Annotated in this window: 14 protein-coding genes; 6 read left to right on the top strand and 8 right to left on the bottom strand. The window is 68.3% G+C overall.

The features are described 5' to 3' along the window. Positions 1-123: 123 nt before the first annotated feature. On the bottom strand, positions 124-372 hold the full coding sequence (locus tag JFB92_RS05030) for a hypothetical protein (RefSeq protein ID WP_199035491.1): 249 nt from the start codon (positions 370-372) through the stop codon (positions 124-126). Continuing rightward, a complete protein-coding gene (locus JFB92_RS05025) occupies positions 365-700 on the bottom strand; it encodes a hypothetical protein (RefSeq protein ID WP_199035489.1) in 336 nt (111 codons plus the stop codon). Before JFB92_RS05025 ends, JFB92_RS05030 begins: the two co-directional genes overlap by 8 nt. A 205-nt stretch (positions 701-905) precedes the next feature. On the opposite strand from JFB92_RS05025, the gene JFB92_RS05020 reads away from it, so the two are divergent. The 4 genes from JFB92_RS05020 to JFB92_RS05005 all read left to right on the top strand — a co-directional run bounded on the left by JFB92_RS05020 (position 906) and on the right by JFB92_RS05005 (position 3,158). Further along, complete coding sequence (locus JFB92_RS05020; protein ID WP_199035487.1) at positions 906-1,736, top strand: helix-turn-helix domain-containing protein; 831 nt, start codon at positions 906-908, stop codon at positions 1,734-1,736. After that, positions 1,733-1,912, top strand: coding sequence for a DUF397 domain-containing protein (locus JFB92_RS05015; RefSeq protein ID WP_199035485.1), 180 nt, complete (start codon positions 1,733-1,735; stop codon positions 1,910-1,912). The genes JFB92_RS05020 and JFB92_RS05015 overlap by 4 nt, the downstream gene beginning before the upstream one ends. A gap of 46 nt (positions 1,913-1,958) precedes the next feature. Further along, positions 1,959-2,141, top strand: coding sequence for a DUF397 domain-containing protein (locus JFB92_RS05010; RefSeq protein ID WP_307789023.1), 183 nt, complete (start codon positions 1,959-1,961; stop codon positions 2,139-2,141). Between the two features lie 198 nt (positions 2,142-2,339). Then, complete coding sequence (locus JFB92_RS05005; protein ID WP_199035481.1) at positions 2,340-3,158, top strand: DinB family protein; 819 nt, start codon at positions 2,340-2,342, stop codon at positions 3,156-3,158. Positions 3,159-3,206: 48 nt separating this feature from the next. Here the strand turns inward: JFB92_RS05005 and JFB92_RS05000 are convergent, their stop codons facing one another. Then, positions 3,207-3,491, bottom strand: coding sequence for a hypothetical protein (locus tag JFB92_RS05000; protein ID WP_199035480.1), 285 nt, complete (start codon positions 3,489-3,491; stop codon positions 3,207-3,209). After that, entirely contained in the window at positions 3,481-4,242 is a 762-nt protein-coding gene (locus JFB92_RS04995; protein WP_199035477.1) for a DddA-like double-stranded DNA deaminase toxin, read from the bottom strand. The genes JFB92_RS05000 and JFB92_RS04995 overlap by 11 nt, the downstream gene beginning before the upstream one ends. A 293-nt stretch (positions 4,243-4,535) precedes the next feature. Between JFB92_RS04995 and JFB92_RS04990 the strand changes: the two genes are divergently transcribed. Continuing rightward, positions 4,536-5,141, top strand: a complete 606-nt coding sequence (locus JFB92_RS04990) for a dihydrofolate reductase family protein (protein WP_199035475.1) — start codon at positions 4,536-4,538, stop codon at positions 5,139-5,141. A 51-nt stretch (positions 5,142-5,192) separates the two neighbouring features. Here JFB92_RS04990 and argG read toward each other — a convergent pair whose 3' ends face one another. Beyond that, positions 5,193-6,638 carry an argininosuccinate synthase gene (gene argG / locus JFB92_RS04985; RefSeq protein WP_199035473.1) on the bottom strand — a complete coding sequence of 482 codons (1,446 nt, stop codon included), beginning with the start codon at positions 6,636-6,638 and terminating at the stop codon, positions 5,193-5,195. 198 nt (positions 6,639-6,836) lie between these two features. Between argG and JFB92_RS04980 the strand changes: the two genes are divergently transcribed. Further along, positions 6,837-7,163, top strand: a complete 327-nt coding sequence (locus tag JFB92_RS04980) for a MoaF-related domain-containing protein (RefSeq protein WP_199035471.1) — start codon at positions 6,837-6,839, stop codon at positions 7,161-7,163. A gap of 33 nt (positions 7,164-7,196) precedes the next feature. Here the strand turns inward: JFB92_RS04980 and JFB92_RS04975 are convergent, their stop codons facing one another. The 3 genes from JFB92_RS04975 to JFB92_RS04965 form a co-directional block, all read right to left on the bottom strand. Further along, positions 7,197-8,648, bottom strand: a complete 1,452-nt coding sequence (locus JFB92_RS04975; RefSeq protein ID WP_199035469.1) for an MFS transporter — start codon at positions 8,646-8,648, stop codon at positions 7,197-7,199. Between the two features lie 114 nt (positions 8,649-8,762). Continuing rightward, a complete protein-coding gene (locus JFB92_RS04970) occupies positions 8,763-9,341 on the bottom strand; it encodes an NADPH-dependent FMN reductase (protein WP_199035467.1) in 579 nt (192 codons plus the stop codon). 185 nt (positions 9,342-9,526) lie between these two features. After that, positions 9,527-11,545 (bottom strand): right-handed parallel beta-helix repeat-containing protein, encoded by a 2,019-nt coding sequence (locus tag JFB92_RS04965; protein WP_199035465.1) that lies wholly within the window; start codon positions 11,543-11,545, stop codon positions 9,527-9,529. Between the last annotated feature and the right edge of the window lie 185 nt (positions 11,546-11,730).

Genomic DNA, 11,730 nt, shown 5'->3' with positions numbered 1-11,730 from the left:
GACCTAGGAGGGACGCGGGGGGGGACAAGCGTCCCGAGGGCCACCGGTAGGCACCGTTTCGGGTCATCGCGGGGCAGGTCGAATCCCCACCGATCGACCGGCCCCGCAGGCTCACCCGGTCGGCTAATCGGGGTTGGCGATGACCTTGCGGGCCTCGGCCGCGATCCAGGAGCACCAGCGGTCGCCGTTCCAGGGCCCGTGCCAGCGGATCGCCTCGGTTGCGTCGGCGGGAATGCGGCAGACCTGGGACGGGCCGTTGCCGTCATCGCAGTCGACCCGGTAGGAGTCGGGGTCGAACCGGAAGACGACGAAGACGGCCGGGCCGCGCCGGAACTCGCACATATAGGAGTCGATCATGTCGGCTTCAGCCATTGCAGGTGCGCCCCCTTCCGAAATCGGGGCGGGTTCCGTTGTGGAAGACCATGAAGGCGCTGGCCTCGAACCAGTCCCGCCAGGACTCGGAGGCGGTGCGCCACTGCGGGCCCCAGGTGGCGCGGAGCTCGCCGGAGTTCAGGCCGGAGATGACCAGGACGACCTCGGTGGTGTTCCCGTCCGCGTAGACCTGGAACGAGTCCGGGGCATCGACGCAGGAGGCCCGGACGGTGAAGTTGCGGACTCCGTCGCTGAAGTCACCGCGATCGAGGCCGAGTCGGCTCGATCGGTTCGCGTGGCCGTCTCGTAGGCTCGGTCTTGTCGTCATCGGAGGAATCCTCTCTGTTGGCGGAAGCGGGTCGCCGTACGTTTCCAGGCGAAGCGGCGACCCGCGTCTATCCGCGGCCGAAGTTCGGCCACCTCTCGACGGTAGGGCGGAAAGCAAGCACCTGAGAAGAGGAAACGCCCAATCCGTTTTGGAGCCTCCGGCGTGGAAGGTTGATCTACGGAACTCAGCGTGAGACTCTGCCTACATGACAGCGTCACAGCCAACCATCGCCAGGCGAAGCCTCGGCCGAGCGCTCGAACGCCATCGAGAGTCCAACGGTCTCACCAGGGCCCAAGCCGGGCGCGAGATCGGCTACTCCGGACAGACCATCCAGAGAATCGAGGAGGGAACCCAGGCCACAAGGTCGATGGTGGTCGAGAAGCTCTGCGAGTTGTACTGCATCAAAGGCGCCGAGCTGAGCCACCTGACGACTCTCGCTGTTCGGGGGAAGGAACGGGGCTGGTGGGAGCCCTACTTCGATATCGGCGCGGAGAAAACCTCCAGGCCGAAGATCCCGCTGTTCCTGGAGACCGAGCAAGTTGCGCTCCAGATTCGGGTCCTTGAGACCGAGGTGATCCCGGGGCTGCTGCAAACACCGGAGTATCTTCGCGAACTCCAGGATGCGTATCTCGAGATGCCCGATGAAGTCGCCGAATCATGGCGGGCACTTCGAACCCACCGGCAGAAGCTCCTCTACAACCGGTCACCGCTGCCGGAAATCCAGTTCCTCATCGGCCGGGCGGCAATCGACTACCTAGGTGAGATGCCGCCGGAGGTCCGGGAAGGGCAGCTGAACCGACTCCGAGAGGTGGCGGCCCGGGGTAGCGCGGAGATCAAGATCATCACGAGGGTACACGCAGCCGCATCAGGCGCGTTCAACCTGCTCTACCCAGGGGACGAGACTCCTCCGTTCGTATTCATGGACGCGGCAGACGGCTGTCGTTACATCGAGCAGCCCCAACTAGTGTCTATGTACGAGCAGACGTTCTCGTCAGCTTGCGACAGATCCGTTCCAGTAGAGGAGTATCTGAGATGAAATCCGAGTGGCGCAAATCAAGCCGCTCTAGCAGCCAAGCCAACGGCGACTGCGTCGAGGTCCGTCTCAATGGCGACCGCTTCGAGGTGCGTGACACCAAACTTGGGGCCGAGTCCCCGATCCTCGACGTCTCCCCCGCCGAATGGGTCGCCCTGCTCAGCCACGAAGGGCGCTGAGCCAGAACCGACCATGACCTGAAGGCCGGAAATGGAGGACCGGGCAGTGCAAAGATTCGAGTGGAGCGGGTGGCAGAAGTCGAGCCGCTCGCAGGGAAACGGCGGGAACTGCGTCGAGGTTCGCTACGACGGCGCGGAGTTCCAGGTGCGGGACTCGAAGCTGGGCGGGGACTCGCCGATCTTCGATCTCTCGGCAGAGGACTTCGCGGCGCTGAAGCGCGCCGCCTAACGGCACCTGTCGGCCCCACCGGCAGGACCACCACTACGCGACCAGGCATCTCGCCCCAACGCAGCGGCTCTTCCACCTTTCGAGGCGGAGGGCCGCTTCGTCGTTCCGGCCCGCCTCCGACTCGCCGCCTCGTCCAAAACCGCCGTTCGGCGGCCGCTTCCCGCCCTTTCTGTCGGGGTCGAACGCTACTCTCACCGCATGCCTGACTTCAAGGACAAGGACCTGACAGGCGCGCAATTCGAGCGTGTCGATCTCTCCGGCGCCCGGTTCGAACACGTCAAGTTCGACGCTGCCGAGATCCAGATGAGCGGCATGACCGACACCCGTTTTCGAGACGTCTGGTTGAACCGCGTAGTGATGCGCGGCGTCGAAATGGTCGACCTGGACATCTACGGCGAGATCGGTCGCTTGACGGTGAACGGCGTCGAGGTCCGCCCTTACGTCGAGGCCGAGCTCGACCGGCGGTACCCCGACCGCGCCAAGATGCGCCCTGAGGACGCCCAAGTGTTCCGTCTAGCCTGGGACACGGTCGAACGGCTCTGGGACGGCACCGTAGCCCGCGCCCGCCGCCTGGAACCGGAACTCCTGCACGAGTCCGTGGACGGCGAATGGTCGTTCATCGATACCTTGCGCCACCTCGCCTTCGCCACCGACTCCTGGGTCAAGAGGGCCATCCTCGGCGACCCGTCACCATGGCATCCGCTCGACCTCCCATGGGACGGCATGGAGGACATGCCTGGGGTCGTGCCACGCGATCGCGAGGCCCGGCCGTCCCTCGATGAGGTTCTGGAGCTTCGCCGGGACCGCATGTCGACGGTCCGATCGGTCGTCGACGGCCTGACCGACGAGTACCTGGTCACCGAGACAGAGCCGGTCCACGGGCCGGGCTGGCCGGACCCCGGCACCTATTGGGTCCGGGAGTGCCTCCTGATCGTCCTCAACGAGGAGTGGGAGCACCGCCTCTATGCCGAAAGAGACCTCGCCATCCTCGAGGAACGGACGTCAGAGCAAAATTGAGGCCGCTCCGAACCCCGGCCGACTTCGCTCGACCGCAGTACTCATCGCTCACATCCACGGGTTGTCGGCGTCGTCGAGGTCTTCGGGCTCGTCGGCATGGTCTTCTCGGACCGGACCAGGTTCCCACATCAGCACCGCCCTCCCGGACTCGGTCGTGAGCAGGAAGATCGAGTTCACCTGCCCTCGTTCGGGGTCGGGGCGCAGACCGAGCCGGTGGGCGTGCTCCTCGATCGACTCGCCGTCCGGCGGTGAGTCCCAATGAGCCAATAGCTCGCGTTCAAAGCAGGTATCGGTCGTGACAGCCCACTGCTCGATCTCGGCTTCATCGGTCATCGCGGAGCGCCTCCCCGGTGCCAGTGTAGGACTTCGAGCGGGTTCTCCCCTGCTCATCGACGGAGTGGATGTGGAGTTTCGTGCCCCGGGGCAGCAGGTGAGCGAGGTTCGCTTCGCAGCGGAGCGGGTCGGCCTCGCCGCCCGGCGCCGGGCCGCCGCACGGGGGCGTATTGAGGTACAGGCTCGCCTCGGTCACGCCGTTGCGGCGCATCCATGCGGCCGTGTGGCCCTCGACGTGCCAGCGCGGCGTGTACCGCTCGTCGGATCGCCACGGTTCAACCAGGTCCGACCCGTCGGCGGCCGGGCCACGCTTGACGGCCCGCAACGGCTTCTCGATGAGCGGGCGGCCGTCGCGGTCGTAGAGCAGCCCGCGCGCCGAGATGCGCCCCTCGGCATTGCGCGGCCAGCCGAGCCGCTCGACCGCCTTGGTCCCGTCCGCCGCCGGCCGCTGCGGCGCGAAGTCCCGGAGCCGCGGCGGACCGGCCTTGAGTGCGGGGCTCGCGCGGCCGGCGCCGCCGGCCGCCACTAAACCCTTCAGCGCGTCGAGCTTGGCGTGCACGTCGTCGAGGGTGCTCGATGAGTCGGTCAGGACGGTGTGCAGTTCGCCGAGCGCGTCCCTGATCGCCGCGGCCTGTCCGGCCTTGGCGTCATAGCCGCGCTCGCGGCTCTCGGCGGCGAGCTTGTCGGTCACCTCATGTGCTTGGGCGACGTTGGCGGCCACGGTCTCCAGCGGCGATTTCGCTGCACTCACATGGCCCTGTGCTTCTTCGACTAACGACATGGGCGTCTCCCGGGGTTGGGAACACCCGAATATTATGGGTTATTACCGCCGAATGGTAGGGGTATGTCGGGTCGTCGACACCGACCCGTCAGGACAGGCGGGCCGGTCCGGCCCGCCTGGTCCCCGCCTCGCCGGGGGCCGAATACGGTGACCCGTTCTCGCGCCCGCGCCTCTTCCGAGATTTCTCCGGTTCCGCTGTCGAATCTGCCCCGTCCCGATCGACTGAGGGGTGTACACGGATATCACGATCTCGGAGGATCACCATGAAACTCAGTGTCCAGACCTTCATCACCCTCGACGGCGTCATGCAGGCGCCCGGCGGCAGCGACGAAGACGACGAGGGCGGCTTCGACCTCGGCGGCTGGCAGGGGCCGCTCATGGACGAGGAGACCGGCGAGGCCATCGCCACCTGGTATCGGCGCGCGACCGCCCTCCTGCTGGGCCGCCGGACCTACGACATCTTCTCGTCCTACTGGCCCGACGCCCCCGAAGAGACCCAGCCGTTCAAGTCGCTGGTCAACGACCCGCCCAAGTACGTCGCCTCGCACACCGAGCCGGAGTTCACCTGGGACGACTGCCACTGGATCGGACCCGACGCGGCCGCCGGGGTCCGCGAGCTCAAGGCGCGACCGGGCGGCGAGATCCTCGTGCCCGGCAGCTCCGACCTGGTGCAGACGCTCCTGGACGCCGATCTGGTGGACGAGCTCCAGCTGGTCACCTACCCGGTGGTGCTCGGCAAGGGCCGCCGGATCTTCGAGACGGGTCTCAACCCTTCCGCCTGGGAGCTGGTCGAAAGCTCCCCCAAGCCCGGCGGCGCGGTCGCCTCGGTCTACCGCTTCTCGGGACGTCCCGAGTTCCGCGACATGTGACGGCGGCGGGCGGGGTGCTTCGCGCCCCGCCCGTCCGTAGGTCTTCGCCGGTCAGTCGTTGCCCGACTCCATGGCGGCGTGGTCGAGCCAGTCCTCGCTGGGGGCCTGGCCTCGGGAGGCGATCGCCGACGCGCCACCCTCGTCCATCGCGCCGATCAGGCCGGTCGAGGCGGCCTGGGCCGCGCCGATCATCGTCGGGTGGCCGCTGCCGACCATGCCGATGCCGGCGTACTGCTCGAGCCTGGCGCGGGAGTCGGCGATGTCGAGGTTGCGCATGGTCAGCTGGCCGATGCGGTCGAACGGGCCGAACGCCGAGTCCTCGGTGCGCTCCATCGACAGCTTGTCCGGGTGGTAGCTGAACGCCGTGCCGGAGGTGTCGATGACCGAGTAGTCCTCGCCGCGCCGCAGCCGCAGCGTGACCTCGCCGGTGACGGCGGTGCCGACCCAGCGCTGGAGCGATTCGCGGATCATCAGCGCCTGCGGGTCGAGCCAGCGGCCCTCGTACAGCAGCCGGCCCAGCCGCCGTCCTTCGCTGTGGTAGATCGCGAGGGTGTCCTCGTTGTGGATGGCGTTGACGAGCCGCTCGTAGGCGTGGTGCAGCAGCGCCATGCCCGGGGCCTCGTAGATCCCGCGGCTCTTGGCCTCGATGATGCGGTTCTCGATCTGGTCGGACATGCCCAGTCCGTGGCGGCCGCCGATGGCGTTGGCCTCCATGACCAGGTCGACGGCGGTGCCGAACTCCTTGCCGTTGATGGTCACCGGGCGGCCCTGCTCGAAGCCGATCGAGACGTCCTCGGTCTCGATCTCGACGGCCGGGTCCCAGAACCGCACACCCATGATCGGATCGACCAGTTCGATGCCGGCGTCGAGGTGTTCGAGGGCCTTGGCCTCGTGGGTGGCGCCCCAGATGTTGGCGTCGGTAGAGTACGCCTTCTCCTTGCTGTCGCGGTAGGGCAGGTCCCGCTCGGTCAGCCATTCGGACATCTCGGTGCGCCCGCCGAGCTCGGTGACGAAATCGGAGTCCAGCCACGGCTTGTAGATCCGCAGGGCGGGGTTGGCCAGCAGCCCGTAGCGGTAGAACCGCTCGATGTCGTTGCCCTTGAAGGTCGAGCCGTCGCCCCAGATCTGCACGTCGTCTTCGAGCATCGCGCGGACCAGCAGCGTGCCGGTGACGGCCCGGCCGAGCGGGGTCGTGTTGAAGTAGGTCCGGCCTCCCGACCGGATGTGGAAGGCGCCGCAGGCCAGGGCGGCGAGCCCCTCCTCAACCAGCGCGGCCCGGCAGTCGACCAGGCGGGCGATCTCCGCGCCGTAGTCGGCGGCGCGGTCGGGCACCGATTCGATGTCCGACTCGTCGTACTGGCCGATGTCGGCGGTGTAGGTGCAGGGCACGGCGCCCTTCTCGCGCATCCAGGCGACCGCGACCGAGGTGTCGAGGCCGCCGGAGAAGGCGATCCCGACACGTTCACCGACAGGCAGGGCGGAGAGAACTTTTGACATAGGTATGAGTATGCACCATCTTGCATCTTCATTCAATACCGGTCCGGTGGGACCTGCGTCACCGCCCGGCGACCGCCTCCGGCCGAGGCGGGGGCGGTCGCCGAATCGCCGGTCCGCGGGCCGCCGGGCTCCTAGGGTGGAGGGCAGCGGGCCGCCGCAGGCGCCGCGAACGGGCCCGATCGAGGAGGGAGACCGGACATGAGCGACTTCGCGTTCGCGGGGAAGACCTTCGAACTCCATATGGAGGACGGCGTCGTCTTCCGCAACACCTATGGCCCGGAGGGGAACACGCTCCGCTACCGGGAGATCGACGGCGCCACCGAGGGGGCCAGCGAGGACGTCAGGGTGCACGCGGCCGAGGTCGGCCGCAAGATGTACCTGCTCGGCTGGAACGAGATCTCGGGGACCGCGGTCACGCACGTGATGGACTTCAAGAACTCCACGGTCACCGCCTTCTGGTCCTTCCCCGAGGGCAGCGGCCGCACCGGCCAGATCCACACCGCGACCTTCAAGGAGATCGACTAGCGCTCTCCGCATGGACGATTCCGTTCCCGGAGCTCAGGCCCGGCCCTGGACGAGCGCTTCGTCCGCGTCCGAGGCCGGGTCCACGGTGCGGCTCATTACCAGGACCAGCGTCGCGAGCGCCAGCAGCACCCCGGCTCCGACCACTCCGGCCACCCCGTATCCGTGGAGCGACGCCTCCAGTTCTCCGTCTCCGGCTTCGACCCGGCCGCGTGCGGCGGCGGTCAGGATCGAGGTGAGCAGGGCCGTGCCGATCGCGGCGCCGAGCTGCTGCGAGGAGTTGACCATCGCGCTGGCGACCCCTGAATCGCTCCCGGCGCTCCGGGTCGCCTGGTCGGATCCGACCACCATCACCACCGTGGCTCCGGCGCCGACCAGGACCATCACCGGGAGAATCCCGGTGAAGTAGCCCGTGTCCGACCCGGTCAGCGCGAACGAGCCGATCGCGGCGGCCACCGCCGCCAGCCCGACGGCCATCAGCACCCCGGGACGGACCCGATCGCTCCAGCGCGAGACCAGACCGGAGGTGAGCAGGGCACTCACCCCGAACGGAACGAAACCCAGCCCCGTGACCAGCGCACTGAACCCCAGGACCTCCTGCTGGAAGATGGTGAGGATGTACATGGCCGCGAACGCCCCGATGCCGACGGTGAGCACCGCCAGGTAGGCCGCGGCGCGCCGTCCGTCGGCCAGCACCCGCGGCGGGACGAGCGGGTGCTTCGAGCGGCGCAGGCCGACCGCGAACGCGATGAGCAGTCCTGCGGCCGCCACCAGCAGGACGGGGATGGACGGGTCGGACCAGCCCGCCTCGGGTGCCCGATTGAGGCCGATGACCAGCAGCGCCATGGCTGCGGTGACGAGGGCCGCGCCCGGCAGGTCGATGCGGCCGCCTCGCGCTTCCCGACGTGCCGGAGCGGTGCGCAGCAGACCGGCGACGACGACCACCGCGACAGGAATGTTGATCAGCAGGCACCAGCGCCATGTCAGGGCGTCGACGAACGCGCCGGCCACCGCGAAGGAGACGGCGGTGCCCGCGCCCATGACGGTGCCGAACACGGCGAACGCGCGGGCCCGGTCCGCCCCGCCGGTGAACATCACCGACATCAGCGCGAGCGCGGTGGCCGCGACCAGCGCGCCCGAGGCGCCCTGCGCCGCCCGCGCGGCGAGCAGCACCCCCTGGTCCCCGGCCAGGCCGCCGAGCAGGGAGGCCGCGGCGAAGCCGATCATCCCGGCGACCATCGCCGTCCGCAGTCCTATCAGGTCGGCGATCCGGCCGCCCAGCAGCATGGAGGCGCCGAAGCACAGCGAGTAGATGGTCACCACCCATCCTCGCCCGCTGTCGGACAGGCCGAGCTCGGCCTGCGCCGCGGGAAGGGCGACGTTCATCATGGTCACGGCGGTGAACACGGCCAGGTTTCCGGCCAGGACGAAGCCCAGTGCCCACCAGCGGCGGTGGGGAGCGGCGGGCTCTTCGGTCGAAGCGTTCATAGGTCGGACTCCTTCTTCTGCATCGAGGCTGGTGGAGCGGCGGCGGTCCGCTGCGGTCGCCGCTCGGGGTCGGCGCGGACTCGCAGCGGACCGCCGCCTTGGGGTCTGGTGGATTCAGGCGGCGTAGAGGGCGGCCTCGCGCTGCCGCTTGAGGGCGGCGGCCCACCACTCGACCTGGCTCAGGAGCTTGGAGGCGGCCTCGTCGGAACGCTCGTTCTGGGCCAGCGCGCCGCTCTCGTCCATGTGCTCCCAGACGTTGGGGAAGCACACGACATCGCGGACGGTCGTCGCGTGCAGCTCGGGCATGACCAGGCGCAGGGCCTCGACTGCCCGCAGCCCGGCCGAGATGCCGCCGTAGGAGACGAACCCGACCGGCTTGGCCTGCCATTCGTCGAAGTACCAGTCGATGGCGTTCTTCAGCGAGGCCGGGTACGAGTGGTTGTACTCGGGGGTGACCATGACGTAGGCGTCGGCCGCGCGCAGGCGCTCGCCCAGGTCGGTCACGCACGCCGGGATCTGCTCCTCGGTCTCGACCAGGCGGTCGGGCAGGCCCGATTCCCTCAGGTCGATCAGGTCGACCTGGAAGCGGCCGTCGGCCTTGGCCCGGTCGGCGAACCACTCGCCGATCGCGGCTCCGAGGCGGCCCTCGCGGATCGAGCCGATGATGATCGCCAGGTTCAGGTTCTCGTCCATGTCAGTTCCCTTCGGATCGCGCCTTGCGGTTGCAGGACCGAACTTGGCCCGGCGGCGTTCCGAAATCGTTCCGGCCCGGTTCCGGCGGGCCGGAACCGCCGGTGAGCGGGGACGGGCAGAGTAAAGCCGGGCGGCCCGTCCTGGTTCTGGGACGGGCCGCCCGGTGGTTCATCGGGTGGTCGCGGCTAGAGGTCGACCTGGTCGCCTCCTATGGTGACCACGAGGGTTCCGTCGGATTGGAAGCTCCAGTCCAGTGAACCGGAGTACTGGGAGCATCTGGATCCGTTCGACCCGTCCCACCATTGGTTACCTCCGGCGTCGTCGCCGATGATGCGGTCGGTCGAGCCGCTGTCGCAGGAGGTGTTGCCGGTGAAGGCCGAGGATCCGCCGTCGAAGTTGTAGTTGCGCTCCTCGCTGCCGATGCTCAGGTTGTCGTTGACGGTCATCGAGCCCAGGTTCCGGTTGTAGGTGAACCCGTGCTTGCCGTTGTCGAAGGCGATGTTGCGCTCGATGACGTGGTCGACACCAATGTCCTCGCCGCCGAGCTTGAAGCCGTTGCGGTCGCCCGATGAGTTCTGGGTGCCGTCCGAGAGCGTGCCGTTCTCGTACGACAGCGAGTCCTCGATGGTCACCTCTCCGATCGGACCGGTGTCGGTCTTGGTGTAGAGGTCCCAGCCGTCGTCGATGTTGTTGTGGGCCACGCAGTACCGGAAGACGTTCCCGGGGCCGGTGGTCAGCTTCGGGGCGAACCCGTCGGCGTCCTCGCCGTCGGAGTCGGCGTTGTCGTGCGACTCCGAGGAGAGGATGAGGTTGTTCGAGGGCCACTCGGAGCTCGGAGCCCCGGCGGTGTACCGCGAGAGCTGGAGGCCGGTGTCGTGGTTGAACCGGGTCACCACCCGCTCGATGATGTTGTCGTTGCCGCCCAGGAGGATGCCGTTGTCACCGGCGTGCTCGACGATGAGGCCGTAGAGGTGCCACCAGTCCCCGCCGATGGCCAGGCCGCGGTTGGCCGAGTCCTCGGACTGGGCCGAGAAGTTCAGGACCGGGGTCTCGCCGGGGTAGGCGAACAGCTCGGTGCGGTCGCCGGAGTCGCCGTCGTTGCCCGGCTCGATGTGCACCGTCTCCGAGAAGTCATAGGTGCCGCCGCGCATGTAGATCGTCCCGCCGGCCTCGATGCGCTCGATCGCGGAGGTCAGCGTGGTCGGGTCGGACTCGGAGCCCGAGGCGTCGTCGCTCCCGCCGGGGTCCACGAAGAGCTCGTCACCGGTGGGCGGCGGAGTCGTGGGGTCGTCCGGCGTGGTCGGGTCGTCCGGTTCGCTTCCGGTCGAAGAGTCCAGGTAGTCGATGTTCGGCAGGCCCGCGGAGTCGGTGGCGACCAGGCGGACGGTGTTGGTGCCGGAGCTGAGCTGCACGCTCGCGGACTCGGTGGACCAGTTCGCCCAACCGCCGGTGGATCCGAACGCGAGCGAGTCCATGGTGGAGCCGTTCACCACCACGTCGGCCGGTCGGCCGTCCGAGCCGCCGTTGGCGAACCCGATCTCGAGGGTCGCCGTGCCCGCCGAGGCGCCGTCGATGGTGAACTGGGCCGCCGCCCCGGAGGTGTTCTCGGTGTTGCAGAAGCCGGTGCCGGAGTATCCGGAGTGCTCGGACTCGATATCGCCGTCGCAGGTGGCCGACGAGGACTCGGCCTCGTAGCGGACCGCCTCGGAACCGCCGGCGGGGCCCTCGGCGTCCACATAGTCGATGTTGGGAAGCCCCTCCGAACCGGTGGCCGCCAGGCGTACGGTGTTGTCGCCCGCGTTGACCGGCACGGTCAGGGACTCGGTCTCCCAGCCGGTCCAGGCGCCGGTCGACGCGAAGGACGCGGTCGCCGCCGAGGAGTCGTTGACGACGACGTCGGCGCTTCTGGCCGAGGAGCCGCCGTTGGCGTACCGGATGTCAACGGTGGCCGTCCCGGACTGGTCGGCGCTGATGGTGAACTCGGCCGCCGCGCCGGAGGCGTTCTCGGTGTTGCAGTAGCCGTCGCCGGAGTAACCGGAGTGCTCGGACTCGATTTCGCCGTCGCAGCTGGCCGACGAGGACTCGGCCTCGTAGCGGACCGGGCCTGCGTGGGCCGTGTTCAGGGCGAACAAGGCTGCGGAGGCGGTGACCAGGCCGGTCAACCCGGCCACGAGCGCCACTCTCACTCTTCTTCTTCGAGACATGTCGTTCCTCTCCTCGACATTGAGGTATGCGAATGAGTCTAAGAAGAGGGCTTTCCACGAGTCAATAGCAATCCAGCAAACGATTGCTTACGCATTCGAGGATTCTCCGCGCGGATCACGCAGGTTATGTCAGGTTCTCGCGCCACATGAGCGCTTCAGTCGCCGTCGATCTCGCCATATCCTGC

Origin of the sequence: Glycomyces salinus (genome assembly GCF_016428645.1) — a bacterium.
In the GTDB taxonomy this organism is placed as follows: domain Bacteria; phylum Actinomycetota; class Actinomycetes; order Mycobacteriales; family Micromonosporaceae; genus Glycomyces; species Glycomyces salinus.
Note: the sequence above shows the minus strand (reverse complement) of the source record. Positions and strands in the feature narration are given on the sequence as shown.

Bases quoted from the DNA above. Each gene is read 5' to 3' on its own strand.
- JFB92_RS05030 (WP_199035491.1), bottom strand. From the start codon at position 372: ATGGCTGAAGCCGACATGATCGACTCCTATATGTGCGAGTTCCGGCGC.
- JFB92_RS05025 (WP_199035489.1), bottom strand. From the start codon at position 700: ATGACGACAAGACCGAGCCTACGAGACGGCCACGCGAACCGATCGAGC.
- JFB92_RS05020 (WP_199035487.1), top strand. From the start codon at position 906: ATGACAGCGTCACAGCCAACCATCGCCAGGCGAAGCCTCGGCCGAGCG.
- JFB92_RS05015 (WP_199035485.1), top strand. From the start codon at position 1,733: ATGAAATCCGAGTGGCGCAAATCAAGCCGCTCTAGCAGCCAAGCCAAC.
- JFB92_RS05005 (WP_199035481.1), top strand. From the start codon at position 2,340: ATGCCTGACTTCAAGGACAAGGACCTGACAGGCGCGCAATTCGAGCGT.
- JFB92_RS05000 (WP_199035480.1), bottom strand. From the start codon at position 3,491: ATGACCGATGAAGCCGAGATCGAGCAGTGGGCTGTCACGACCGATACC.
- JFB92_RS04990 (WP_199035475.1), top strand. From the start codon at position 4,536: ATGAAACTCAGTGTCCAGACCTTCATCACCCTCGACGGCGTCATGCAG.
- argG (WP_199035473.1), bottom strand. From the start codon at position 6,638: ATGTCAAAAGTTCTCTCCGCCCTGCCTGTCGGTGAACGTGTCGGGATC.
- JFB92_RS04980 (WP_199035471.1), top strand. From the start codon at position 6,837: ATGAGCGACTTCGCGTTCGCGGGGAAGACCTTCGAACTCCATATGGAG.
- JFB92_RS04975 (WP_199035469.1), bottom strand. From the start codon at position 8,648: ATGAACGCTTCGACCGAAGAGCCCGCCGCTCCCCACCGCCGCTGGTGG.
- JFB92_RS04970 (WP_199035467.1), bottom strand. From the start codon at position 9,341: ATGGACGAGAACCTGAACCTGGCGATCATCATCGGCTCGATCCGCGAG.
- JFB92_RS04965 (WP_199035465.1), bottom strand. From the start codon at position 11,545: ATGTCTCGAAGAAGAAGAGTGAGAGTGGCGCTCGTGGCCGGGTTGACC.